This is a genomic window from Tautonia plasticadhaerens, from assembly GCF_007752535.1.
In the GTDB taxonomy this organism is placed as follows: domain Bacteria; phylum Planctomycetota; class Planctomycetia; order Isosphaerales; family Isosphaeraceae; genus Tautonia; species Tautonia plasticadhaerens.
In genome coordinates, this window is sequence record NZ_CP036426.1 from 4,727,443 (window position 1) to 4,749,997 (window position 22,555).

The 22,555-nt window shown below is 72.4% G+C and carries 21 protein-coding genes; 11 read left to right on the top strand and 10 right to left on the bottom strand.

All coding sequences use genetic code 11. The annotated features are described in order from the left end of the window. Positions 1-33: 33 nt before the first annotated feature. From ElP_RS19015 to ElP_RS19035, 5 genes are all read right to left on the bottom strand, one after another. Positions 34-561 (bottom strand): TPR end-of-group domain-containing protein, encoded by a 528-nt coding sequence (locus ElP_RS19015; protein ID WP_145271959.1) that lies wholly within the window; start codon positions 559-561, stop codon positions 34-36. Positions 562-826: 265 nt separating this feature from the next. After that, a complete protein-coding gene (locus ElP_RS19020; protein WP_145271960.1) occupies positions 827-2,011 on the bottom strand; it encodes an ADP-ribosylglycohydrolase family protein in 1,185 nt (394 codons plus the stop codon). A gap of 635 nt (positions 2,012-2,646) precedes the next feature. Next, a complete protein-coding gene (locus tag ElP_RS19025; RefSeq protein ID WP_145271961.1) occupies positions 2,647-3,942 on the bottom strand; it encodes a Gfo/Idh/MocA family protein in 1,296 nt (431 codons plus the stop codon). Between the two features lie 379 nt (positions 3,943-4,321). After that, entirely contained in the window at positions 4,322-4,645 is a 324-nt protein-coding gene (locus ElP_RS19030; protein WP_145271963.1) for a DUF433 domain-containing protein, read from the bottom strand. A gap of 33 nt (positions 4,646-4,678) precedes the next feature. Next, entirely contained in the window at positions 4,679-5,428 is a 750-nt protein-coding gene (locus ElP_RS19035) for a 3-keto-disaccharide hydrolase (RefSeq protein ID WP_145271964.1), read from the bottom strand. Between the two features lie 385 nt (positions 5,429-5,813). On the opposite strand from ElP_RS19035, the gene ElP_RS19040 reads away from it, so the two are divergent. From ElP_RS19040 to ElP_RS19080, 9 genes are all read left to right on the top strand, one after another. After that, a complete protein-coding gene (locus ElP_RS19040) occupies positions 5,814-6,767 on the top strand; it encodes an LOG family protein (RefSeq protein ID WP_145271966.1) in 954 nt (317 codons plus the stop codon). Positions 6,768-6,918: 151 nt separating this feature from the next. Then, positions 6,919-8,130, top strand: coding sequence for a hypothetical protein (locus ElP_RS19045; RefSeq protein WP_145271968.1), 1,212 nt, complete (start codon positions 6,919-6,921; stop codon positions 8,128-8,130). 133 nt (positions 8,131-8,263) lie between these two features. Continuing rightward, positions 8,264-8,587 carry a hypothetical protein gene (locus ElP_RS19050; protein WP_145271970.1) on the top strand — a complete coding sequence of 108 codons (324 nt, stop codon included), beginning with the start codon at positions 8,264-8,266 and terminating at the stop codon, positions 8,585-8,587. A 41-nt stretch (positions 8,588-8,628) separates the two neighbouring features. Then, a complete protein-coding gene (locus ElP_RS19055) occupies positions 8,629-9,294 on the top strand; it encodes a 3-keto-disaccharide hydrolase (protein ID WP_145271972.1) in 666 nt (221 codons plus the stop codon). Positions 9,295-9,362: 68 nt separating this feature from the next. Continuing rightward, positions 9,363-10,193 (top strand): MIP/aquaporin family protein, encoded by an 831-nt coding sequence (locus ElP_RS19060; protein ID WP_145271974.1) that lies wholly within the window; start codon positions 9,363-9,365, stop codon positions 10,191-10,193. Positions 10,194-10,642: 449 nt separating this feature from the next. Next, entirely contained in the window at positions 10,643-10,960 is a 318-nt protein-coding gene (locus ElP_RS19065; RefSeq protein ID WP_145271976.1) for a hypothetical protein, read from the top strand. Positions 10,961-11,108: 148 nt separating this feature from the next. Then, positions 11,109-12,008 (top strand): ABC transporter ATP-binding protein, encoded by a 900-nt coding sequence (locus ElP_RS19070; protein ID WP_145271978.1) that lies wholly within the window; start codon positions 11,109-11,111, stop codon positions 12,006-12,008. Beyond that, on the top strand, positions 12,005-12,952 hold the full coding sequence (locus ElP_RS40700; protein ID WP_145271980.1) for an ABC transporter permease subunit: 948 nt from the start codon (positions 12,005-12,007) through the stop codon (positions 12,950-12,952). The genes ElP_RS19070 and ElP_RS40700 overlap by 4 nt, the downstream gene beginning before the upstream one ends. 35 nt (positions 12,953-12,987) lie before the next feature. Further along, positions 12,988-15,102, top strand: a complete 2,115-nt coding sequence (locus ElP_RS19080; protein WP_145271982.1) for an alpha/beta hydrolase family protein — start codon at positions 12,988-12,990, stop codon at positions 15,100-15,102. A 167-nt stretch (positions 15,103-15,269) separates the two neighbouring features. Here the strand turns inward: ElP_RS19080 and ElP_RS19085 are convergent, their stop codons facing one another. After that, positions 15,270-15,938, bottom strand: coding sequence for an adenylate kinase family protein (locus tag ElP_RS19085; RefSeq protein ID WP_145271984.1), 669 nt, complete (start codon positions 15,936-15,938; stop codon positions 15,270-15,272). A gap of 147 nt (positions 15,939-16,085) precedes the next feature. Between ElP_RS19085 and ElP_RS19090 the strand changes: the two genes are divergently transcribed. After that, positions 16,086-16,469 carry a hypothetical protein gene (locus ElP_RS19090; protein WP_145271986.1) on the top strand — a complete coding sequence of 128 codons (384 nt, stop codon included), beginning with the start codon at positions 16,086-16,088 and terminating at the stop codon, positions 16,467-16,469. A 36-nt stretch (positions 16,470-16,505) separates the two neighbouring features. Here the strand turns inward: ElP_RS19090 and hpnE are convergent, their stop codons facing one another. From hpnE to hpnC, 3 genes are read right to left on the bottom strand one after another with little or no spacing between them, the layout of a single operon-like run. After that, positions 16,506-18,041, bottom strand: coding sequence for a hydroxysqualene dehydroxylase HpnE (gene hpnE / locus ElP_RS19095; RefSeq protein ID WP_231749180.1), 1,536 nt, complete (start codon positions 18,039-18,041; stop codon positions 16,506-16,508). Then, the gene (locus ElP_RS19100) at positions 18,038-18,937 is read right to left on the bottom strand and encodes a phytoene/squalene synthase family protein (RefSeq protein WP_145278544.1); all 900 of its coding nucleotides are present in this window, start codon (positions 18,935-18,937) and stop codon (positions 18,038-18,040) included. Before ElP_RS19100 ends, hpnE begins: the two co-directional genes overlap by 4 nt. After that, a complete protein-coding gene (gene hpnC, locus ElP_RS19105) occupies positions 18,934-19,926 on the bottom strand; it encodes a squalene synthase HpnC (protein WP_231749181.1) in 993 nt (330 codons plus the stop codon). The genes ElP_RS19100 and hpnC overlap by 4 nt, the downstream gene beginning before the upstream one ends. 171 nt (positions 19,927-20,097) lie before the next feature. Here hpnC and ElP_RS19110 point away from each other — a divergent pair, with 171 nt between their 5' ends. After that, the gene (locus tag ElP_RS19110; protein WP_145271988.1) at positions 20,098-20,940 is read left to right on the top strand and encodes a carbon-nitrogen hydrolase family protein; all 843 of its coding nucleotides are present in this window, start codon (positions 20,098-20,100) and stop codon (positions 20,938-20,940) included. Positions 20,941-21,144: 204 nt separating this feature from the next. Here ElP_RS19110 and ElP_RS19115 read toward each other — a convergent pair whose 3' ends face one another. Continuing rightward, positions 21,145-22,425: a Gfo/Idh/MocA family protein gene (locus ElP_RS19115; RefSeq protein WP_197446172.1), complete on the bottom strand. Its 1,281-nt coding sequence runs from the start codon at positions 22,423-22,425 to the stop codon at positions 21,145-21,147. Positions 22,426-22,555: the final 130 nt, after the last annotated feature.

Genomic DNA, 22,555 nt, shown 5'->3' on the forward strand with positions numbered 1-22,555 from the left:
GCTTCGGGGGCCGGTCGGGATGATCGATCCCGGTCAGGCTCCGGAGGGGTGTTCGTCCGCGAGGCGGTCGAACTCGGAGAGATGGCGGACGGCGTCGAAGTCCGCCTCCCCGGCGATGAGCGACCGGAGCATCGGCTCGAGCCCCAGCGCGGCCGAGAGCTGCTCCAGGCAGCGGCCCGGGTCGCCGGCGAGGCTCCAGTAGCAGGCCAGGTTGTAGCGGATCATGGGGTCGTCGGGGTGGGACCGGCGGGCCCGCTCCAGCGCGTCGACGGCCTGGGCCAGGCGATGGGTCCGCTTGTAGCACCAGCCCTGGGCGATGGCGACGTGCACGTTGTCGGGCCGGAGCCTGGCGGCCACCTCCAGCGGGGCGAGCGCCTCCCGGAATTGCCCCAGTTCCCGGAGGGCCTCGCCGGTCAGGTAGCTGGCCTCGAACTGGACGGTGGCCCAGTCTCGCCTGGCCCGGAGGATCTCCAGGGCGTGCCCGGGCATCCCCAGTTCGAGGAAGCCCTCGGCCTCGCGGAGCCGTCGGATGGTCGGGTCGGAGATCGCGGTCGTCGGCATTGCGCGGCATCCTCGGCCTGATCCGCAGGGATGACGCCGGAATTCTACCCCACGCGATCGCCCCCGGGAAGCCTCGGGGCGATTCGGGGGCGGGCCCGGGGATCGGCGACGCGGGAGGCGAGGAAGGGAGGGGCCGCCGGGGCTTGACCGGGGACAGGCCGAGGGCCGACCTCCCGCCGACCTCCACCCGCCTCCCCTGGATTCGCCCTCCGCCCCGAGGCCCCCGGCGCCCGACGAGTCGGGGGGCGAGACCTGCCCCTTGTCCTCAGCGAGGGGGCCTGATATTCAGGCCGCCGCGCTGGTCGGGGGGGGCGAGCATCTGCTCCCGGCTGGCGTCCTCCAGGGCGGTGAGCCGGCGTTCGGTCTCGATCAGGTCGGGGATGTCGAGGCCGTCGGCCGAGCCGAGGGCGAGCGCCTCGCCCCGCAGGGCGATCCCGTCCCGGTTGTGCAGGCCGTCGAGCCAGCGCTCGGGGATGGCGGAGGACCCGGACTGGGCGCCGATCAGGGCGCCGAGGATGGCCCCGGCGGAGTCGGCATCGCCGCCGAGGTTGACCACGTCGATGAGGGCCTCCTCGAACGACTCGGTCGTCAGCAGCAGGTAGAAGCAGGTCGGGATGCAGGCGGGCGGGAAGCCCATCGTCGGTCGCTTGCAGGAGGGGCGGGCGCCGTGCGCATTTGCCTCCTCGACCAGGGCGTGCAACGCATCGGGCCGGGGGAGGTCCAGCAGGGCCTCGACGTGGGCGATGGCCCGGGAGAGGCCCCGTCCGTGCTCGCCGATCGAGGCGACGACCCCGCCATGCTCCTCGGCGATCCGGCGCTCGGCGGCGGCCACGTCCCCCGCGACCCGGAACAGCAGGCTCGGCGACCTCGATTCGCCGCAGAGCAGGCGGCGGACTCCCGAGGCGACGGCGACGGCACCGGCCAGGCTCCGGACGTCCCGGTGGGTCATCAGGCTGGCGGCCATGACGGCATCGAACAGGCCGTCCGGGTCGTCCCGGAAGGGGATCGCCACGGGGGCGATCCGCATGGCGGCGCCGATGCCGGCCGAATCCTGCCCGCACTCCAGCGGGGGCCGCCCCCGATCCAGCCCGTCGAGGACCTGGCGGAAGCTCCGGCCGACGCCCCGATGCGCGCCGGCGTGGCCGTTCCGGGGTGTGGCCAGGGCGAGATAGGTGGCCGCCAGGCGGTCGGGGACGACCACGCCCTCGGCCAGGAGCACGTCGGCCAGGGCGAGGGCCTGCTGGGTGTCGTCGGTATAGAGGCCCGGCAGCCGCCAGCGATAGGGCTTGCGACGCCAGGCCCGGGCGCCATCGACGTAATCGACGACCGTGCCGTAATGGGCCCGGATCTGCTGGGGGCTGAGCCCCTCGAGCGGGGCCCCCAGGGCGTCGCCGACGGCCAGGCCGAGCAGGGTCCCTCGGGCCCGGTCGAGGAGGGTCGACAGCGGCATGCGGATTGGCTCCTTGCGATCCCCCGGGGTCGATGGGCCCGGGCTCGAATCGGCGTCGAACTTAACGGGTCGGCCCTCGGGGGCCAACGGGAGTTCTCCGGAGTCGGCGGCCGATCGGGCCGACTCCCGGCGGCCCCGACGGCTCGGAGGGCGGCCCGGATCGGCGCCGGGGCGACCTGCTCGATCTGCGTCAGACATGGCGTGCCTCGCGATCGCTGCCCGCGCCGCGTGGCGTGTTGTCAACCATCGGCCGGTGCCGAGTGCGGCGGTGAGCCCCGCTCCCGGCGATCCCCGGGGCGGACCTCCCGCCCTGTCGCGACCGATGAGACCCGACCGGCCGGGGCGACCGGACCGGGCCCGGTGCGTGTCCCCGGCCCTCGACCGATGGCTGTCGGACGTCGATCAACACGGACGTTCCCCCCTCGCCGAGGGCCCCGGGCCCTCGGCGCGTTTGCTCGTGCCCCCCGACCGCGGTCCGATCGCCGTCGATCGTGTCGGCCCGGGGGGCGGGGACCGCCCCCCCGATCGGGCCCGGGCCCGATCCGATCGCCGACGCTCCTCGTTCGACCGTGAACCGCGGGCATCCCCGACACAGGAGCCGACCCGTCCTCGACGCGATCGGCCCGGCCCGGGGATCAGGCGTCCAGCGACCAGGGTTCCCGGTAGGGTCGGGAGAGCATGGCCGAGGCGTCCTCGTCCCCGGGGATCGCCTCCCGGCTCGGGTCCCACCGGATCGACCGGCCGAGCCGGGCGGCGATGTTCCCCAGGTGGCAGACCGTGGCCGAGCGGTGCCCGACCTCGACGTCGCAGATCGGCCGGCGACGCTCCTTGATGCAGTCGATCCAGTTCTGGTGGTGGTCGGGGCTCTCCTCCAGCCGGACGGCATCGGGGCCGTCCGGGCCGTCGAGCAGGTCCCCCGGCTCGGACCGCAGCTTGCCCCGGGAGACGAAAATCGTCCCCCCGGAACCCGCGAATCGGATGCCGTTGGGGTCCCCCTTACCCTGGCGGCATCGGACGGTGATGCCGTCGTCGTAGGAGTAGACGACCTCGCTGGTGGTCGGCACCTCGTACCAGCCCTGGGGATGGAAGGCCGCGTCGACGAACTCGACCCCGGTCGGCCCGGACTCGTCCCGGCCGAGGGCCCACTGGACGATGTCGAGGTGATGGGCCCCCCAGTTGGTCATCTGGCCCCCGGAGTAGGGCCAGAAGAATCGGAAGTTGTAGTGGACCTGCTTCGGGTTGTAGGGCCGGGACGGGGCCGGCCCGAGCCAGAAGGGGTAATCCAGCGCGGCGGGGGGGGCCTCGTCGGCGACGGCGGGCCCCTCGAAATTGACGCCGGGCAGGCCGACGACGATCTCCTGGACGGTGCCGATCCGGCCGTTGCGGACGGCCTCGGCGGCGCGCCGGAACTCGGGACTGGAACGCTGCTGGCTGCCGGTCTGGACGACCCGGTCATGGGTCCGGGCGGCGTCGGCCATCGCCCGGCCCTCGGCGACGGTCAGCGAGAGCGGCTTCTCGCAGTAGACGTCCTTGCCGGCCTGGCAGGCGTGGACGGTGGGAAGGGCGTGCCAGTGGTCGGGGGTGGTGATCAGGACGGCGTCGATGTCGGGCCGGTCGAGCAATTCCCGATAGTCGTGGTGGGTGGGGCAGGACGAGCCGGCCCGCTCGGCGACCAGCGAGGAGGCTCCGGCCAGCACGTCGCGGTCGACGTCGCAGAGCCCGGCCACCTGGGCATCCCGGCGGCCGAGGAACGCCTTGAGGTTGTTGGTCCCCTGGTTCCGGACCCCGATGAACCCGACCCGGACCCGGTCGACCGCCCCGAAGGCCCGGGACGGCACGACGGCCGGGAAGGCCGCCGCCGCGAGGCCGAGGCCGGCGCCATCCCCCAGGAATCGGCGTCGACTGATCGCCGGGGAGCCCTTGGTGTTCATCTCGGGTGTCTCCATCAGAATCAGAGGGGGAGGAACTCGATGCGATCCCGCCACTCGGCAACGTCGGTGGCCGACCAGATCAGGACGAGTTCGTCGATCACGATTCGCAGGGCGAGGCGCTGGGCCACCAGGATGAGCCCCGAGTGACCTCGACCCGAAGAAACCCGCCCTAGGGCCGCCGCGGTCATCGTGTTCACGTCGTGCGAGACGACGACGAGGCTCGATCGTCCCGCCTCATCGAGGACCTCGTCATCGGGTCGGCCTGCCAGCCCGAGCTCTCTTGCCCTGAAGAATGGAATAGAGGAATCCCGACGGAGGACGCCATCGACGATGCGATCGTTCAGATCGTGATCGGCGAGGAATCCGATGGGGCCGAGACTCATCCGGCTCGATCCCGGGCCTGCTTCAAGAGTCGGAGCCGCTCGGTGACCGGGTCAGGTTTGTCGGCATTGCGTGCCCGCTCCTCGTCCCAGACCTGCTCCTGGCGGCGGAGATAGTCGTCGACCTCATCGCGGTGGGCGAGATAATAGGTGATCGCCCCGTAGACCGCTTCCAGGGACAGGGACGGATATTGCTGGAGGATCGATTCCGGCGAGTCGCCCCGCTGGAAGGCGGCGACGACGGAGTCGAGCATCACTCGGGTCGAGCCGACCCGCATGACGCCGTGCTCGTCGTTCCGGACGTAGGTCTCGACCGCGCTCATGGCTGGCTCCCGATGCCCCGAGGGGGATCGACCTCACTCTCCCTTCGGCAGGAGCCAGATATTCCGATACTGGACCGGATCCGTGTGGTCCTGGAGGTGGAGCGGGCCGGGGGTGCTGGGGTCCCCTCCCAGGCCGGCCCGGGTGTTGTCGACCGGGATGGGGACGTCGTCCTGGATGAGGATGCCGTTCTGGTGCACGGTGACCCGGGCGGGCTCGACCTTCGCGCCGTCCCGGAAGACGGGGGGGCGGAAGTCGATGTCGTAGCCCTGCCAGACGGTCGGGGCCTTGCAGGCGTTGACCCGGGGGGGGGAGACCTCGTAGATCGCCCCGCAATCGTTGGAGCCCGGCTCGTCGATGCCATAGCTGTCGAGGATCTGGACCTCGTAGCGGCCCTGGTTGTAGACGCCGCTATTGCCCCTCGCCTGGCCGGACTCGTCGGGCATGTACGGGACCCGGAACTCGACGTGGAGCCGATAGGGGCCGTCGAACTGGCGACGGGTCTTGATGCCGAACTCGCCCCCCCGGGCGGGTGCCTGCATCGCGCCGCCGTCGACGATCTCCCAGGAGGGGGTCAGGCCATCGACCTGGACCCACTCGTCGAGGCCCGACCCGTCGAAGAGGACGATGGCCCCCTCGGGGGGCGGCGCGGATTGCACGTCGATCCGGTCCGAGGGTCGGGCGACCTCCAGGTCGCCGATGTCGCCATACTGGGCGAGCACGAGGGCCGGGCCGGTCAGGGCGAAGACGGATGCGAGGGTCCCGATCCCGATCGTCGACCGCATGGTCTGTGGCTCCACGGAGTCGTCGGAAGGGCCCGGCCGGCGGGCCCCGAGAAACCCGGCTGTCCGGCGATCGGTTCATGGTGTCGGCCGTCGTCGACGGCGTCAAGCGGTTGCCCGCCCCCGCGGGCGACCTCGTTCCGCAAGCGGTTTGGGGGCAATCGATTGGGCATCCCGGCCGATTTCCCCGCGCCACGCGCCCGGGGCCCCTGGCGCGGACACGCATGACAATTTCAGACAAACACTCAGGTCGGCATCCCTTTCGATTCGGCCGCCCCGCGGGTGGGGCGGGCCGGTCCCTCGTATGATGCAGTGGGGGGACGAGGCGGACCGGCCCCCAGGCCGCCCGGGCGGAGAGGCGCGGGGACCAATCCAAGGGAGAAGACGAATGACTCGGCGAGACCACAACGAACGGCCACCGGGCCGGGCCGGCGGCAGGAGGGCGGGCCGGGAGGGGGAGGACGGCCCCCTCCCGGGCGTGGGCCGCCCGGACCTGGAGACCCTCCGGGAGCGGCATTCCCGGGCCCGGGTCGCTCGGCAGCCGACCGAGGACGAGGAGCTGCTCAACCACCCCAACCCCGAGGTCCCCTCCCCCTTCGCCCCGGAGCAGGCCCAGTTCACCCACACCGACCCCTGGCGGGTGCTCCGCATCCAGGGGGAGTTCGTCATGGGCTTCAACGCCCTGGCCGAGGTGGGGGCCGCGGTCGCCGTCTTCGGCTCGGCCCGCGTCGCCGAGGGGCACCCCTGGTACGAGTCGGCCCGCGAGCTGGGCCGCAGGCTGGCCGAGACCGGCTTCGCGGTCATCACCGGGGGCGGCCCCGGCATCATGGAGGCCGCGAACCGGGGCGCGGCCGAGGGGGACGGCCTGTCGATCGGCTGCAACATCGAGCTGCCCTTCGAGCAGGCGGGCAACCCGTACTCCAACCTCTCGATCAACTTCCGCTACTTCTTCGTCCGCAAGACGATGTTCGTGAAGTACACCGAGGGGTTCGTCATCTTCCCCGGCGGCTTCGGCACGCTCGACGAGCTGTTCGAGGCCCTGACGCTGGTGCAGACCCGCAAGATCAGCCGCTTCCCGATCGTCCTGTACGGCTCGGAGTACTGGCGGGGGATGGTCGACTGGATCGAGAAGACCATGCTCGTCGAGGGCCTGATCTCCCCCGAGGATCTGAACCTGCTGGTCATCACCGACTCGATCGACGAGATCTGCCAGACGCTGGTCGACTGCTACAACAACCATTGCTGGGATACCTGGAAGCGCTCCGAAGGCGCCAAGCTCGACGCCGACCCGCCCGGCGCCCCCGGGACCGCCCCCGACCCCAGGAAGTCCGACGCCGAGTGAGGCCCCGCCCCCGCTCGGCGGCGGGCGGAGCCTTGCCAGGCCCCGGAGCGGCGGGGGAGAATGGACCCGATTGCGACCGGCCCCGGGCCCGGCCCGGACCCCCGGCCGGGCCCCGGCCGCCCCGCCGCGACACCGCACCCCCCGAGGACCGATGAACGACGCGCACGTCCAGGACCGCGCCGTCGACGAGCAGGCGTTCCGGGAGCTCGACCGCTCGCTCGACGAGGGCGGCCCCGGCGCCGCGGTCGACCGGCTGATCGCCCGGCTCGACCCCGGAGACGACCCGAGGGCCCTGCTGGACGCCCTCCTGCTCAGGGCCCGGCTCGACCTGGGGCTGCCGGCGATCCCGCCGGCCAGCCTGGCCGGGCTGCCCGAGCCGGCGCGGTCGAAATACGAGGACCGCTACGTCGAGGCGCTCCGCACGGTCGGCCGCCGTCGACTCGACGCCGGGGACCTGCTCGGCGCCTGGCCCTACTACCGGGCCATCGGCGAGAAGGAGGCGGTCGCCGAGGCGATCGAGGCGATCAATCCGGCCGAGACCGAGGGCCAACTGCTCGGCCAGCTCATGGAGCTGGCCTTGCAGCACGGGGTGAACCCCCGCCGGGGCTTCGAGCTGGTGCTGGAGTCCTACGGCCCGTGCTCGGCGATCACCGCGTTCGAGCACCTGCCGCCGGACGAGGGGGTCCGGGCCCCCTGCGCCGACCGGCTCGTCCGCCACCTGCACGACCAGCTCCGGTTCAGCCTCCGGGCCGAGATCGGCCGCTCCGGCCGCCCCGAGCCCCCCGAGGAGGCGACGATCGCCGAGTTGCTGGGAGGCAACGACTGGCTGTTCGAGGAGGACGCCTACCACATCGACACGTCGCACCTCGCCTCGGTCGTCCGCATGGCCCCGCTCCTGAAGGACCCGGAGCCGATCCGGCTGGCCGTCGACCTCACCGAGTACGGCCGACGCCTGAGCGACCGCCACCGGTACGAGGGGGAGGCCCCCTTCGACCGGCCCTACGAGGACCACGCGACCTACCTGCGGGCCCTGCTGGGGGAGGGGGTCGACGAGGCGGTCGCCCACTTCCGGGCGAAGCTCGACCCGCCCGACCCCGACGGCGGCGACGTGGCCTCGACCCTGCCGGCCCAGATCCTGATCCGCCTGCTCGACCGCGTCGGCCGCCGGGAGGAGGCGATCCCCCTGGCCGCCGAGCACCTGAGGGGGGTCCCCGACGGCCTGCTGCTCTGCCCCGGCCTGATCCAGCTCTGCCGGGAGGAGGGCCGACCCGACTTGCTGGCGAAGTACGCCCGGGAGGGGGGCGACCTCGTCTCCTACGCCGCGGCCATCGCCCAGCAGTCGGCCCGACCCGGGCCGTCGTGACATCCGGCCCGCCCGTTGAGGCCCCTCCTCCCCGCTCCGCTCCTCGATGGCCCGGGAGGACAGGCCGCCACGGCGAGGAACGCCGACCGCCCGGGGATCGAGACCGATCGACGCAGCCCGAGGGAGCGACCCCATGCCCGGCAAGGACCCAGACGCCCGGGAAGTCGACCGGGTCGACGCCCTGGTGACCGTCGCCGACCCGGATCGAGTGGACGAGTTCCTCGAGCGCTGCGTCGAGGGCTCGGCCTGGGAGGCCCACATCCGGACCGCCGACGTGGGTGCGAAGGTCGTCCGACGCCATCCGCTCGGCTCGATCAGCGAGCGGGACTGCACCTGCCTGAGGCTCCGGCTGGAACTGCCCGTGCCGGTCGAGCCCGGCCTCCGGTTCCGGATCACCGCCACCGACGACCCGAGCCTGGAGGGCGCGGCGATCGTGCGGCCCTGGGGCTCGACCTGACCCGACCCGACCCATCCCTCCGAGATCGAGGCCGATTGCCGATGAGCTGCACCGCCGCCTTCGCCACGTTGATCGCGATCGTCCTGGCCCCCGGGGACGACGCGCCGAGGCCGACCGACGAACCCGGGTTCGCCCCCCTGTTCGACGGCGAGTCGATCGACGGCTGGGAACGCTTCGGCGGCCAGAACCCGGACGCCTGGAAGGTCGAGGACTCCTGCCTCGTCATGGACGGGAAGGGGGGCGGCTGGGTCGGCACCGACCGGGACTTCGGGGACTTCGAGCTGCGCCTCCGGTTCCGGATCGCGGAGCCGGGGAGCAACTCGGGCGTCTACCTCCGGGCCCCGGCCGATACCTCGCACATCTCCCGGACGGGAATGGAGATCCAGATCCTCGACGACGGCCACCCCCGCTATGCCGACATCCAGCCCTGGCAGCGTTGCGGGTCGATCTACCACGTCGCCCCGGCCGATCCCGGCCACCTGGAGCCGCCCGGCGCGTGGAACGACCTGGAGATCCGGGCCGTCGGCCCCCGGGTCGTCATCGTCCTGAACGGCCGGACCGTGGTCGACGACCGGATCGACCGCCACCCGGAGCTGGAATCGGAGCACACCGGCCTGGGGCGGGAGGCCGGCCGGATCGGACTGCAATGCCACGACGGCCGGGTCGAATTCCGGGAGCTTCGGATCCGGGAGCTGGGCGAGGGGTGATCGGCCAAAAGGGCCGGGGTGAGACGCCCCTTGCGGCCGTGGCGGGGGGGGACTACCTTGCTCCGATCATGAATCCACCTCCGCTGAAATCGGCCCTGATCGGCGAGTTCCTCGGCACGGCGCTGCTGGTGCTGCTGGGGGACGGCGTCGTCGCCTCCGTGGTCCTGCTGGGCAAGCAGGCCGACTGGATCGTCATCACCACCGGCTGGGGCCTGGCCGTGGCGCTGGGCGTCTACCTGAGCGGCCGGCTCAGCGGCGGCCACATCAACCCGGCCGTGACGCTGGCCCTGGCCGTCCGGGGCCAGTTCCCCCTGGGTCGGGTGCTGCCGTACTGGGGGGCGCAGGTGCTCGGGGCCTTCGTCGGGGCGATGCTCGTCTACGTCGACTACGCCGAGGCCTTCCGGGCGTTCGAGCAGGCCGAGGGGATTACCCGGGGGGCGATGGCCGAGGGCCGGCTGGCCGGCCCGGCGGCGGGGGGCGCGGGGGTCTTCTTCACGGCGCCCGCGTTCGGGGTGACCTGGCGGAACGTCTTCAGCGAGGCGCTCGGGACGGCCGTGCTCCTGATCGGCGTCCGGGCCCTCTCCGACCGCCGCAACGCCCACTTCCGGGGCTACTTCGAGCCGCTGCTCAACGGGCTGCTCGTCTTCTCGATCGGCCTGTCGCTGGGCGGCCTGACCGGCTACGCGATCAACCCCGCCCGGGACCTCGGCCCCCGAGTCGCCGCGATGCTGCTCGGCTGGGGCCCCTCGGCCTTCCGGACGCACGACTTCTACTTCTGGGTCCCGATCGTCGGCCCGCTGGTCGGCGGCGTGGCCGGGATCCTGCTCTACGACCTCGTCGTGCATCCGCACCTCCTGCCCGAGGACGAGGCCACGCCCCCGGGCCGGGTGGCGGCCTGATCGATTTCCCTCGCCCGAGGACGAGGCGACGCCCCCGCATGGGGGGCGTCGCGCGCCGATCGGCGTCGCCTACACCCCCCGGGGCCGCATCCCGCACGCATCCAGGACTGCGTCAAATCGAGCACGATTGGGAAATCGGAAGCGGGCGTCCATGCGGGATACGATGCCGATTTCGATTTGCAAATCTCTTCTTGACACTGAGTTAAAACACCGGAGAATTTCTTGACGCGTCACCGTCCCAGAGGGGCGTCGACGTGCGTAAGGTCGGATAATCGTGGGGGAAGGCGCGGGACGGCCCGCGCCCGAAGCTCCTTCGAGCGGGCCCGATCGACGAGGCCCCCCCGGCAGGTGGGGGAAGATCGGGGCCGATTCCCCCGGATGGGATTCCCTAGGAGATCCGGTAGACGAGGGCTCACCCCGGCGATGGAATCTCCGGGGGGGCGACGACCATGAGCAGCCTATCCGCGGAATTCCCCACCCAGGCCCTCCCGGTCGGGCTCCCGACCACGACCCACCGGGTCCGCTGGGGGGAGCACGTCGACCTGGTGAAGGCCTGGCGGAAGCGACCGCCCACCCACCCCGACAACCCCCGATACCGCGCCTACGACATCCGGGTCGAGGGCCGGTATTCCCTGTTCGAGACGATCGTCAACGTCTTCCGGGACAAGGGCTGGCTCGACCCGCCGCCCCCGGAATACAAGTGGGCCGACGTGATCGTCTCCTATCGCGCCGAGGACGACCCGAGGGACGAGTTCTCGCGCCTCTGATCGACCTCCCGGAGGCCGATCGGATCGGCCCGGCTCCCGACCCTCCTCGTCGCTTCGGGGCGAGGGGGGCACTACAATGGTCGCTCCGGGAGCCCGCCCCCGAGGGGGGAGGCGGGCCGGGGCGACCGGTCGGGGCCGGGGATCGAGGATGATCGTCACCCAGGGGTTGACCAAGCACTACGGGAAGTCCCGGGCCGTCCGGGACGTCTCGATGGAGATCCGGCGTGGGGAGGTCTTCGGCCTGCTCGGGCCCAATGGCTCGGGCAAGACGACGACGATCCGGATGCTGCTCGGCCTGCTGAGGCCGACCGCCGGCTCGGCCTCGGTCGACGGCTTCGATAGCTGGAGGCACAGCCTGGAGGTCCGTCGCCGGGTCTCGTACCTGCCGGGCGAGGTCCGCCTGCCGGGGGCGTCCCGGGGGGCCCAGCTCCTGAGATACCTGAACGCCCTGAGGGGCGGCTCGGGCCTGGACCGGGCCGTCGCGCTGGCCGAGACGGTGATGGGTCTGGACCTGGGGAAGAAGGTCCGGACCTTCTCGACCGGCATGAAGCAGAAGCTCGCGCTGGCCCAGGCGTTCGCCGACCCGGTCGACGTGCTCATCCTCGACGAGCCGACCTCGGCGCTCGACCCCTCGGCCCGCAACGACGTGCTCCGGCTCGTCCGGGAGGCCCGGGACGCCGGCCAGACGGTGATCTTCTCCGGCCACGTCCTCTCGGAGGTCGAGCAGGTGGCCGACCGCGTGGCGATTATGCGGCGGGGCCGGCTGATGCACGTCGAGGACATGCACGAGCGGCGGCGGAACCTCCGGCTGCTGCTCGTCCGGTTCCAGGGCGATCCGCCGGCCTCGTTCCCTGAGGAACTGGAGCTGGGCGTCCGGGAGCGCAACGGCGAGGTCCTGCTGCTGGAGCATCGGGGACCGGCCCTGCCGCTGCTCGGGTGGCTCGCCTCCCAGCCGGTCGCCGACCTGGCGATCGGCACCGAGGACCTCCGCGCCCTCTACGACCGCTACCACGGCCCCAGCGCCGTGCTCGACCCCGAGGACCGATGATGGCCCTGCTGACGATCGCCTTCAAGCAGCTCGGCGAGACGCGATGGTCGCTGATCGCCTCGACGCTCGCCTTCTTCAGCCTGGCGATCCTCTGGGACTGGGGCATCTCGGCCTACCAGTATCCCCCCGAGCCCGAGACCGAGCCCGCCTCCGAGGTGACCCGGGACGACGGCCCCGACGCCGGTTCGGCCGACGACCCCGAAGGGCAGGGGGATGGGGATGGCCCGGACGGGGGGAGGAGGCGGAGGCCCCCCGGGGGGGTGATCTACTCCGCCTTCGGCGTGCCGAACGACCGGATCTTCGCCGTCTCCCGGGAGGACTCGCCGACCTTGCTGATGCAGGTGGCCATCGCCAACCACCCGCTCATCTTCCTCGCGGTGCTCGGCTGGGCGATCTCCCGGGCGTCGGCCGCGGTGGCCGGCGAGATCGAGCGCGGGACGCTGGACCTGACCCTCTCCCGGCCGGTCCGGAGGTCCACCTACCTGCTGGCCCAGATCCTCGCCACGGCGATCGCCTTCGCCCTGCTCGGCCTGGCGTTGGCGGGGGGGCACCTCGCCTCGGGGTGGATCTTCCGCCTCAACGCGAGGCCGGGGCCGCTGGAATACCTGCCGATGGTCGGCTCGATCGCCGGGCTCGGCCTGGCCGTCTTCGGCTACACCCTGCCGATCTCGGCCGCCGACCTGTCCCGGGCCCGGGCCGGGATCCTCGGCCTCGGCATCACCCTCGGCGGGATCGCCGCGCTGATCTTCGCCCGGCAGTACGAGGACTACGAGTGGGTGGCCGACCTCTCCGCATTCCAGTACCACGGCCCGGTCGGCCTCACCCTGGAGGGGACCCGGGAGCAGTACCTCGACCTGGCGACGCTCTATGGCGTCTTCGCGGCCGGCTCGATCCTCGCCCTGGTCCTCTTCAACCGTCGAGACCTCCCCAGCAACAGCGGCTGACCCCCCCGACGCCCCCCGACCGGAGGAACCCGATCATGCCCCGCCCCCCCCGGATCGCCGCGGCCACCCTCCTCTGCCTGGCCCTCGCCCCGCCCGCCTCCGCCCAGGATGGGGACGACGCCCCGCTCTCGGCCTACTTCGCCGCCGAGGTCGATCGGATCGCCGCCGAGCCGCTGCTCGGCATCGATTCCCTCGACGAGTGGCAGGCCCGTCGGCCCGAATTGCAGGCCCGACTCCGGTCCATGCTCGGCCTCGACCCGATGCCCGAGCGGACCGACCTGGAGGTCGAGATCCGGGGGACCGTCGACCGGCCCGACTTCGTCGTCGAGCGGATCCTCTACCAATCCTCCCCCGGCCTGTACGTCACCGCGAACCTCTACCGGCCGAAGGAGGTGGCGGAGGGGGAGCGGCTCCCGGCGATCCTCTACGTCTGCGGCCACGCGAACGTGGTCCGGGACGGCGTCATCTACGGCTGCAAGGCCCACTACCAGCACCACGCCTCTTGGTACGCGGCGAACGGGTACGTCTGCCTCGTGGTCGACACGCTCCAGCTCGGCGAGGTCCCCGGCCTGCACCACGGCACCTACCGGGAGGGGAAGTGGTGGTGGCAGTCCCGGGGCTACACCCCGGCCGGGGTCGAGGTCTGGAACGGCATCCGGGCGATCGACTACCTGCAATCCCGGCCCGAGGTGGACCCCGACCGCATCGGGGTCACCGGCCGATCCGGGGGAGGCGCAATGTCCTGGTATCTCGGCGCCCTCGACGACCGTCTCGCCGCCGTCATCCCCGTGGCCGGGATCACCGACCTCCACGATCACCTGCTCGAAGGGGGCCCGACCGGCGCCCACGCCGACGGCGTCATCGAGGGGCATTGCGACTGCATGTACCTCGTCAACACCGACCGCTGGGACTTCGAAGTTCTCGCCGCCCTCGTCGCGCCCAAGCCCCTGCTCGTCGAGAACACGAACCGCGACCCCATCTTCCCCGAGGCCGGCGTCCGACGCATCTACGAGCAGCTCGAAACCGTCTACGGCTGGTACGACGCCGCCGACCGCCTCGGCCTGGTGATCGGCGAGGGGGGGCATGCCGACACCGAGGAGATCCGACACCCTTCGTTCGCCTTCATGAACACCTGGCTCAAGGGCCAGCCGACCGACCCCGGCGACATCGAGGAGCCCGACCGACACGTCCCGATCGAGGACCTGAAGGTGCTCGACGTCGACGAGCCGATCCCGAGCGACGCTCGCAACGCCTCGATCGACGAATCGTTCGTGCCGAAGGCCGAGGCACCGCCGGTGCCGGAGTCGCCCGAGCGTTGGGAATCGCTCCGATCGTCCTGGCTCGATTCGCTCCGCCAGGAGGTCTTCCACGGCTGGCCGGAGCCGGACGAGGCGGCCCCGCTCCAGGTCGAACGGGTCGCCCAGGGGGAGCGGGACGGGGTCGCCGTCTCCCTGATCGAGTACACCTCGCAGCCCGGGATCCGGCTGGAATTGCTGATCCTGGCCGAGCCGTCGGGGGAAGACCCGGATCGGGTCAACCTGATCGTCATTCCGGACGAGTTGGCCGAATCGTTGATCGCCAAACTGAAGCCGGTCGCCCGGGGAGAGGCACCTCCGGAGGGATCGGGTTCACCGGCCGACGCCCTCCGCCATTTCCGGGCGATCGCCGGGGAGGAGGATCCGGGCGTGCCGATCGTCTTCGTCTTCACCCGGGGCATCGGCGCGACCGCCTGGCCCGAGGAGGAGGGGACGCACCTCCGACGCCGGTTCCCGCTGATCGGGCAGAGTCTGGCGGGGATGCGGACCTGGGATCTCCGCCGGGCGATCGCCGCGATCGGCGCGATCCCCGAGCTTGCCGACGCGGCCATCGACCTGACGGCGGCCCGCGCCGAGGCCCCGCTGGCGGTCTGGGCGGCGGCGTTCGAGCCGGGGGTCCGCCGGGTGAGGCTCCGACAGGTGCCGGAGACGCTTCAGGGTGGGCCGATCTTCCTCAATCTCGATCGGATGATGGACCTCGATCGGGGGATCGGCCTGCTCTACCCGAGGCCCGTCACCGTCGACGACGAGACGGACCCGGCCTCGTACCGATGGGCCTCGGAGCTGGCCGATCGGCTCGGCCACGACGGGGCCTGGCCGGTCCTCGGGGACTGACCGGCTCGCCACGCCCGGCGCTCGCCCCGGCCCTCCCCCTCGGGGGCCGGTGGGTGGGCCGGGCCCGGTCGGGGTGGGGATCGAGTCATCGAGCAAGAGGACCGGCGTCCCGGTCCTGGCCCCTCGCCCCGGCCCGCTCCCGCGATCGGGGAGAAGGGGAGGGGGATTCAGGAGAGGCCGAGGGCCCGCTCCAGGTCCCGGGAGACTTCCTCGAAGGGCTGCTCGCCGTCGATGGCGACGAAGCGGTCGGGGGCGGTGCGGCGGTAGTGCTCGACGACGGGGCCGGTGTGCTCGTCGTAGACGGCCTGGCGGACGCCGAGGACCTCCGGGGCGTCGTCGGCCCGGCCGACGAGGGGGGTGCCGTCGCGGTCGCAGACGCCCTCGGCCTTCGGCGGGCTCTTGCGGAGGTGGTAGGTGGCGGCGCAGGTCGGGCAGACGCGGCGGCCCCCCATCCGGGCGAGGGCCTCGTCGGGGGAGACGGCGATCTCGACGTACCGCTCGATCTCGAACCCGACGGCCTGCTCCAGCCGGGCCATCAGCGGGACCTGCCCCAGGGTCCTCGGGAAGCCGTCGAAGAGGAGGCGGTTGTGTCGCAGGGCGGAGAGGTCCCGGGCCAGCACCTCGTAGGCGAGGTCGTCGGGGACGAGGCGGCCGGCGGCGAGCAGGGCCTCGACCTGCCGGCCGAGGGCGTCGCCCTGGCGGACGGCGTCCCGGAGCAGCACACCGGTGCGGACCATCGCGAACCCGTGGGCCTCTCCCAGACGCTCGGCCAGGCTGCTCTTGCCGCTTCCCGGACGGCCGAAGGCGACGACATGCAGGGGGGGATGGTTCACCATCGGACCTTTCCGGCGGGTCGGGAGGGAGTTGCGGAGGCTCCCGGTCGACGCCGGGGCGAAAGCTCCATTCTAACCGGGGCTCCCGCCGATTTCTCTGTCACTTGAAGGGCGGGACGACGCGATGCCGGGCGGGGGGGCGCAAGGGCCATGAAGCGGGCTTCGATGTATTCCAAGCGGGTCGTCGACCCGGTCAACTCGGTCGCCTGGTTCGCCATGGACGGGCTCTGGCTCGCCCAGCTCGCCTGGCCGGCCTACCTGGCGACCGGCCTGACCCTGGCGACGGGGGCGCTGCTCTTGCTGCTGGACCGGAGACGAGGGCCCCGGCTCGACGACGACCTGGCGCTGAACGCCTGGATGTGGATGAACGCCCTCTGGGTCGTCTCGGACCTCGGCGGGGTCCCGACCCTCCGCTACGCCGCCCTGGCGGTCGGGGGGCTGGGGGCGGTGCTGCTGGCGATCGCGGTCTGGCCCTCCCGGGGGCCTCGGGGCACGCTCCATCGCTTCCGGAAGCTGCGCGTGTCCGGCCGATGAGCCGTCGTCCGTCCTGGGAGGGGGGGCCGATCCGGATCAGCGGGCCAGGGGGGTACGCCGGGCCGACCCCGGGGGGATGGGCGGGCGAGTCTCCGCCCGGCCGAGCAGGAGCCGGGCCAGGGGGGCGGTCGGCAGGTCGGGACGGACGAGGGATCGGGGGAGGCCCAGGTCGGCCAGGATCCCCTCGGCGGCGAGGTACCCGCTGCGCACGGCCCCTTCCATCGTGGCCGGCCAGCCGGTGGCGGTCCAGTCCCCGGAGAGGAACAGGCCGTCGATCGGCGTCCGCTGATCGGGCCGGAGGCCCTCGACCCCCGGGCGCACCGAGAAGGTCGCGCCGTGCTCGGTGACCGCCCACCATCGCAGGAGCCTGGCCTCCCTGGCCGACGGCCAGATCGAGGCGAGGTCCGCGAGCACCCGGTCCCGGATGGCGACCTTGTCCAGGGGGAGCAGGTCGTAGGAGGCGCTGATGACCAGTTGCAGGTACTGGCCGCCCCCCTCGGGCTCCCGGCCCTGGATCGCCGAGTGGTTGAAGACCCACTGGATCAGCCGGCCGACCGTCACCGCGTGCTCCAGTTGCGGCGGGCAGACCGGCCGGTCGAACCAGAAATGCACGCCGGTGATCGGCGAGGACTCCATCCGTCCCAGGCCGTCGAGCCCGGGGATCCGCCCGGCCTCGCGGTCGGGGACGAGGGCCCGGACCCGGTCGTATGGCACGGCGAGCACGACGAAGTCGGCCGGGATGAGCTTCCCGGACCGGAGCGTCACCCCCGAGACGGCACCTCCCTCGTCGTCGACCTCGATCGACCGGACGCCCGCCTTGAGGCGGATCTCGACCCCCTCGGCCTCCAGCCATTGCCTGAGCCGGACGCCGTAGAGTTCCCCCAGCGGGACGGTCGGGATCTCCATCCGGAAGCCGGTCCGGTTGCGGAGGAAGCCGTCGAGGAAGACCTTGCGGGCGTGGCCGACGTCCATCCGGTCGAGCCGCTCGTTGAGGGCCGAGACCAGGACGGTGCCCCAGAAGCGCTCGATCGTGCGATCGGTCTGGCCGTGGCGTCGGAGCCAGGCGTCGAACGACTCCCCGGGCCGGTCCCGGCCGGCGAACCGCAGGCAGGCCATCCCGAAGCCGACGCGCAGCTTCTCGGCAAACGTCAGGTACCTCGCGGCGAGGAAGCTCCCGGTGAGGTGCATCGGCGCCGGCAAGGGACCGGCCCGGAGCCGGGAGGTCCTCCCCCGATCGTCGAGGAAGACGATTTCCGGCACGCGACGGAACAGGTCGGCGGTGCCGACCCGCCGGCAGAAGTCGGCGAGGTTGGTGCAGCAGGCCATGCTGACATGCTGGCAATTATCGACCGGCTCGCCGGTGGCGGGGTCGACGAACGAGGAGGCCCGGCCGCCGAGCCGGGGGCGGCTCTCCAGCAGCGTGATCTCCAGGCCGAGCCGGACCAGTCGGGAGGCGGCGGCCAGGCCCGCCAGGCCGCCGCCGACGACGACGACCCGGGGGGGGCTCGGGCGGCGGCCGGTCCCCGCGGCCGGCGGGTCGAGGTCGGGGTCGGTGGGTCGGGCCTCGATCACGGGGTCAGGCCCTCCGGTCGGGGTCGCGGGCGGGAGAGGCGGCCGGCCAGGGCCCCGGCGGTGATCGCCGCCTTCCGCCAGGCGGGCAGGGCGACCCGGGAGGCGAGCACGTCGTAGTCCCGCCGGGCGATCTCGTCGAGCAGGGCCCGGTAGATCCCCACGATCGCCGCCAGCACCGGCCGGCCCACGGGGGCGACCAGGCGGATCAGGGGCCCCGACTCGCCGTAGAAGCCGTACGCCCGCTCCCCCTGGAAGGCGAGCAACTCCCGGAGCCGGTCGCTCGGCGACGTCGCCGTCAGCTCCTCGGGGGAGACGCCGAAGCGGTCGAGATCCTCCATCGGCAGGTAGACCCGGCCGAGCTGGGCGTCCTCCCGGACGTCCCGGAGGATGTTGGTCAGTTGCAGGGCGACGCCGCACGACTCGGCCAGCCGCTCGGCCTCGCCGCCCTCGGAGTCGTAGCCCCAGATGTGGATGCAGCAGAGCCCGACGGCCGAGGCGACCCGGTAGCAGTACCCGTGCAGGTCCTGGAAGGTCGCGAACGGCCGGGGCTCCAGGTCCATCTCCACGCCGTCGATCACCGCATGCAGGAACCTCGGCGGGATCGCGTGTCGCCGGACCGCGTCGGCCAGGGCGGGCAGGCCCGGCCAGTCGAGCGAGGGGGCGCCGTCGAGGGCCCGGTCGAGCCCCGATCGCCACCCGACGAGCGAGGCCCGCTTGGCCCCGATCGTCCCCGGCTCGTCCGCCAGGTCGTCGGTGTGGCGGAGGAAGGCATACAGGGCGCACATCGACCGCCGCAGGCCCGGGGGCAGCAGCAGGAACGAATAGTAGAAGTTCTTCGCCTCCCGGCGCGAGAGGGCGTTGCAGAACCGGTAGCTCTCGGCGAGCGCGTCGGTCATCGGCGGCCCTCCGCCGGGCCGGCCGCGACGGCGGCCGGGTCCTTCCGCCGAATCCCGGGGTCGGGGCGATCCCTCCCGGCCCCCGACCGGAGCGATCGGGCCAGGATCGACCGGAACAGCAGGCCGAGCTTGGCCGCCTTGCCGACGGTCGGCCGGCGCCGGAAGACGTCGAAGCCCTGGGCCTCGATCCGGTCGAGGATCGCCAGGCCCCCCCGGGTGAACAGCTCCACGTCGATCGCCAGGCGGCCGGGCATCCGGCCGGCCAGCGGGGCCCCGACGCGGAACAGCGCCCTCGCCCGGTCGACCTCGAAGGCGAGCAACCGGGCGAAGCCCGGGGTGAACCGCTTCGCCCTCAGGTGCTCGTCCGGGTAGCCGAAGCGCTCGCGGTCCTCCCTGGGGAGGTAGACCCGGTCGAGGTCGAGGTCCCGGGAGACGTCCTGCCAGAAGTTCGCCAGCTGCAAGGCGGTGCAGGTGGCGTCGGAGAGCGCCCGATTCTCGGGGGTATGGGCCCGGCCGAGGTAGAGGACCAGCCGGCCGACGGGGTCGGCCGACCGGGTGCAGTAGTCGAGCAGCTGCTCATAGGAGTCGTAGTCGGTGACGACCTGGTCCTGCTCGAAGGCCGAGATGAGCGCCTCGAACGGGTCGATCGGGATGGAGAACTCCTCCACCACGCCCCGCAGGGCGACCATCACCGGGTGGGCCGGCTCGCCCTCGAACATCGCCCGGAGTTCCCCCCGCCACCAGGAGAGGAGTTCCGTGGCCCTGGACCGGTCGCCGACCTCATCCCCCAGGTCGTCGGACCACCGGCAGAACGCATAGACCGCCTGGAACGCGGGGATGAGATGGGGGGGGGTCAGGTGGGTGACGACGCTGAAGTTCTCGTAGTGGGCCGCCGTCAGCCCGGCGCAGTAGGCGCGTGCCTCCTCCCGGGTGACCCGGGCGGCGGACTCGGGACCGAACCGTCGGAGGTCGTCGGCGAAGCAGGGCATCGGCGAACTCGGGGGGGTTTCGGGAGCGATCCATCTTAGCGAGGCGCCGGGCATCGGGCCAGCGGCCCCGGCCCGCTTCGGGGCGATCGGCCCGTGGCCGGAGGGGGGGAGGTCGTGGTAGCGTGCTCGGGGAGGACGACGGGGGCGGAAGGCAATCGGGGAGCCCGCGAGATGAGCAGCGTCCGGGTATCGGCCGTGCAGATGGGCCCGGTCCTGGGGGATCGGGGGGGGAACCTCCGGGTGATCCGCACCCGGCTGGCCGAGGCCGCCGGGGCCGGCGCCCTCGTGGTCGTCTTCCCCGAGTGTGCCCTGACCGGGTACTGCTTCGACTCCCGGGAGGAGGCGATGGCCCAGGCCGAGCCGGTCCCCGGGCCGAGCCTCGACCTCCTGGCCGACTCCTGCGCCGACCTCGGGGTCTTCGCAGTGGTCGGGATGCTGGAGCGGGACGGCGACCGCCTGTTCAACGCCTGCGCGCTGGTCGGGCCCTCGGGCGAGCTGGCCTGCTATCGCAAGGTGCACCTGCCGTTCATGGGGGTCGACCGCTTCGCGGACCCCGGGGACCGGCCCTTCGGGGTGGTCGAGGCGGCGGGCCTCCGGCTCGGGCTGCACATCTGCTACGACGGGACCTTCCCCGAGGCCGCCCGGGTGATGAGCCTCCGGGGGGCCGACGTGCTGGTGCTCCCCACCAACTGGCCCCCCAGCAGCGAGCCGGCCGCCCTGCACCTGCCGATCGTGCGGGCGATCGAGAACACGGTGTTCGTGATGGCCGTCAACCGGGTCGGCACCGAGCGCGGGATCCCGTTCATCGGCCGGAGCTCGATCGTCGACCCCGCCGGGCTGGTGCTCGCCTCCGGCGGCCCGACGGCGGAGGAGATCCTAATCGCCGACCTCGACCCGGGCCTCTCCCGCACCAAGAAGCTGGTCCGGATCCCGGGCGTCCAGGAGGTCGACCGCTTCGCCGACCGCCGCCCGGAGTTCTACGGGCCGATCGCCGAGGCGAAGGGCAAGGCGTGACCCGGGCTCAATCCTCCCCGCTCCAGAGGGGGATCGACCGGAGGACCGGCCGGCCCCCGGTCCGGACCGGGAGGGGAAGATCCGGGAGCAACCCCGTCGAGTCTCCCCCGACCTTCGCCGTCGAGGGCGGCTGCGGTCGGAAACGAGGAGGGCCCGCGGCCGGGGATCGGCCGCGGGCCCTGGGGGATCGGGGGTCATCTCGGCTCAGGCGAAGTCGGTCACGCCCGGCTTGGGGACGATGATCTCGGGGCGGGGGCCCCACTGGAGCTGGGAGGGGAAGGTGTCGAGCGAGGAGTTCAGGGCCTCCTCCCAGGTGATCTCCTTGCCGGTGTAGGCGGAGTCACGCCCCATGATCGCCATCAGGGTGCTGTGGGCGACCCGCTCCAGCTCGTTGATCGGCTCGCCGGAGGCGATGCTGTCGAGCAGGTCGATGTGCTCCTGGACGTAGGGGTTCAGCTCGTCCCGGACGCGGAGGCGGCCGTCGGGGAAGCTGTAGTTGCTGGGCATCAGGTGGGCGGTGCCCTTGGCGCCGACGATGTACTCCGAGACGTCCTTGGCGCAGCCGTTGATCTGGCGGCACATGCTCATCACGTGTCGGCCGTCGGGGAAGGCGTAGTCGACGGCGAAGTGGTCGTAGCTCTGGCCGAAGCCGGCCTCGGTGTTCACCTGCTGGCCGCCCATGCCGACGCACGAGGCGGGCACCGCGTCGTCGAAGGCCCAGCGGGCCACGTCGAGGTTGTGGACGTGCTGCTCGACGATGTGGTCGCCGCAGAGCCAGAGGAAGTGGTACCAGTTGTGGAGCTGGTAGGCCATGTCGTCCATGCCGGGCTGGCGGTCGCGGACCCAGATGTTCCCCTGGTTCCAGAAGACCCGGGCGGTGATCACGTCGCCGAGGGCCCCCTCGGCGATCTTCCTCATCGACTCGATGTAGCCGGCCTGGTGGCGGCGCTGGGTGCCGGTGACGATCGCCAGGCCCTTCTTCTTGGCCTCCTCGGCGGCGGCGAGCACCTTGCGGATGCCGGCGCCGTCGACGGCCACGGGCTTCTCGCAGAAGATGTTCTTGCCGGCCGCGACCGCGGCCTCCAGGTGCTGCGGGCGGAAGCCGGGGGGGGTGGCCAGGATGATCAGGTCGCAGCTGTCGATGACCTGCTGGTAGGCGTCGAAGCCGGCGAACCGGCGCTCATCCGAGACGTCGAACCGCTCGCCGACGACGTCGTTCTTCGAGAGCTGATCGGCGCACCTGTCGACCTGGCCCTGGAAGACGTCGGCCAGGGCGTGGATCTTGACGTTGTGGGTGCCGTTGGCGGCCTCGCAGATGTTCTCGGCGGCGCCAGTGCCCCGGCCGCCGCAGCCGATGACGCCGACCTTGATCTCGTCGGATCCGGCGGCGAAGGCGTTGGGCACGCGGGCCATCGAGGCGGTGCCGACGGCGGCGACGGCCGAGTTGCGGAGGAAGCTGCGGCGGGACGGCCTGGGACCGGTCATATTCTTGGACTCCCTGACGATTAGAAGAGGGGATTCGCCAGCCGGGGGCCCCGGGGGGATCGGGGACGGTCTCCGAGCCATCGGATCGAAGCGACCGTCCCCGGTGCTCCCGGGACCGTTCGATGCCTCG

What these genes read in the sequence shown, in the direction of transcription:
- ElP_RS19015 (WP_145271959.1), bottom strand. Translation starts at nt 561, where the DNA reads ATGCCGACGACCGCGATCTCCGACCCGACCATCCGACGGCTCCGCGAG.
- ElP_RS19020 (WP_145271960.1), bottom strand. Translation starts at nt 2,011, where the DNA reads ATGCCGCTGTCGACCCTCCTCGACCGGGCCCGAGGGACCCTGCTCGGC.
- ElP_RS19025 (WP_145271961.1), bottom strand. Translation starts at nt 3,942, where the DNA reads ATGAACACCAAGGGCTCCCCGGCGATCAGTCGACGCCGATTCCTGGGG.
- ElP_RS19030 (WP_145271963.1), bottom strand. Translation starts at nt 4,645, where the DNA reads ATGAGCGCGGTCGAGACCTACGTCCGGAACGACGAGCACGGCGTCATG.
- ElP_RS19035 (WP_145271964.1), bottom strand. Translation starts at nt 5,428, where the DNA reads ATGCGGTCGACGATCGGGATCGGGACCCTCGCATCCGTCTTCGCCCTG.
- ElP_RS19040 (WP_145271966.1), top strand. Translation starts at nt 5,814, where the DNA reads ATGACTCGGCGAGACCACAACGAACGGCCACCGGGCCGGGCCGGCGGC.
- ElP_RS19045 (WP_145271968.1), top strand. Translation starts at nt 6,919, where the DNA reads ATGAACGACGCGCACGTCCAGGACCGCGCCGTCGACGAGCAGGCGTTC.
- ElP_RS19050 (WP_145271970.1), top strand. Translation starts at nt 8,264, where the DNA reads ATGCCCGGCAAGGACCCAGACGCCCGGGAAGTCGACCGGGTCGACGCC.
- ElP_RS19055 (WP_145271972.1), top strand. Translation starts at nt 8,629, where the DNA reads ATGAGCTGCACCGCCGCCTTCGCCACGTTGATCGCGATCGTCCTGGCC.
- ElP_RS19060 (WP_145271974.1), top strand. Translation starts at nt 9,363, where the DNA reads ATGAATCCACCTCCGCTGAAATCGGCCCTGATCGGCGAGTTCCTCGGC.
- ElP_RS19065 (WP_145271976.1), top strand. Translation starts at nt 10,643, where the DNA reads ATGAGCAGCCTATCCGCGGAATTCCCCACCCAGGCCCTCCCGGTCGGG.
- ElP_RS19070 (WP_145271978.1), top strand. Translation starts at nt 11,109, where the DNA reads ATGATCGTCACCCAGGGGTTGACCAAGCACTACGGGAAGTCCCGGGCC.
- ElP_RS40700 (WP_145271980.1), top strand. Translation starts at nt 12,005, where the DNA reads ATGATGGCCCTGCTGACGATCGCCTTCAAGCAGCTCGGCGAGACGCGA.
- ElP_RS19080 (WP_145271982.1), top strand. Translation starts at nt 12,988, where the DNA reads ATGCCCCGCCCCCCCCGGATCGCCGCGGCCACCCTCCTCTGCCTGGCC.
- ElP_RS19085 (WP_145271984.1), bottom strand. Translation starts at nt 15,938, where the DNA reads ATGGTGAACCATCCCCCCCTGCATGTCGTCGCCTTCGGCCGTCCGGGA.
- ElP_RS19090 (WP_145271986.1), top strand. Translation starts at nt 16,086, where the DNA reads ATGAAGCGGGCTTCGATGTATTCCAAGCGGGTCGTCGACCCGGTCAAC.
- ElP_RS19100 (WP_145278544.1), bottom strand. Translation starts at nt 18,937, where the DNA reads ATGACCGACGCGCTCGCCGAGAGCTACCGGTTCTGCAACGCCCTCTCG.
- hpnC (WP_231749181.1), bottom strand. Translation starts at nt 19,926, where the DNA reads ATGCCCTGCTTCGCCGACGACCTCCGACGGTTCGGTCCCGAGTCCGCC.
- ElP_RS19110 (WP_145271988.1), top strand. Translation starts at nt 20,098, where the DNA reads ATGAGCAGCGTCCGGGTATCGGCCGTGCAGATGGGCCCGGTCCTGGGG.
- ElP_RS19115 (WP_197446172.1), bottom strand. Translation starts at nt 22,425, where the DNA reads ATGACCGGTCCCAGGCCGTCCCGCCGCAGCTTCCTCCGCAACTCGGCC.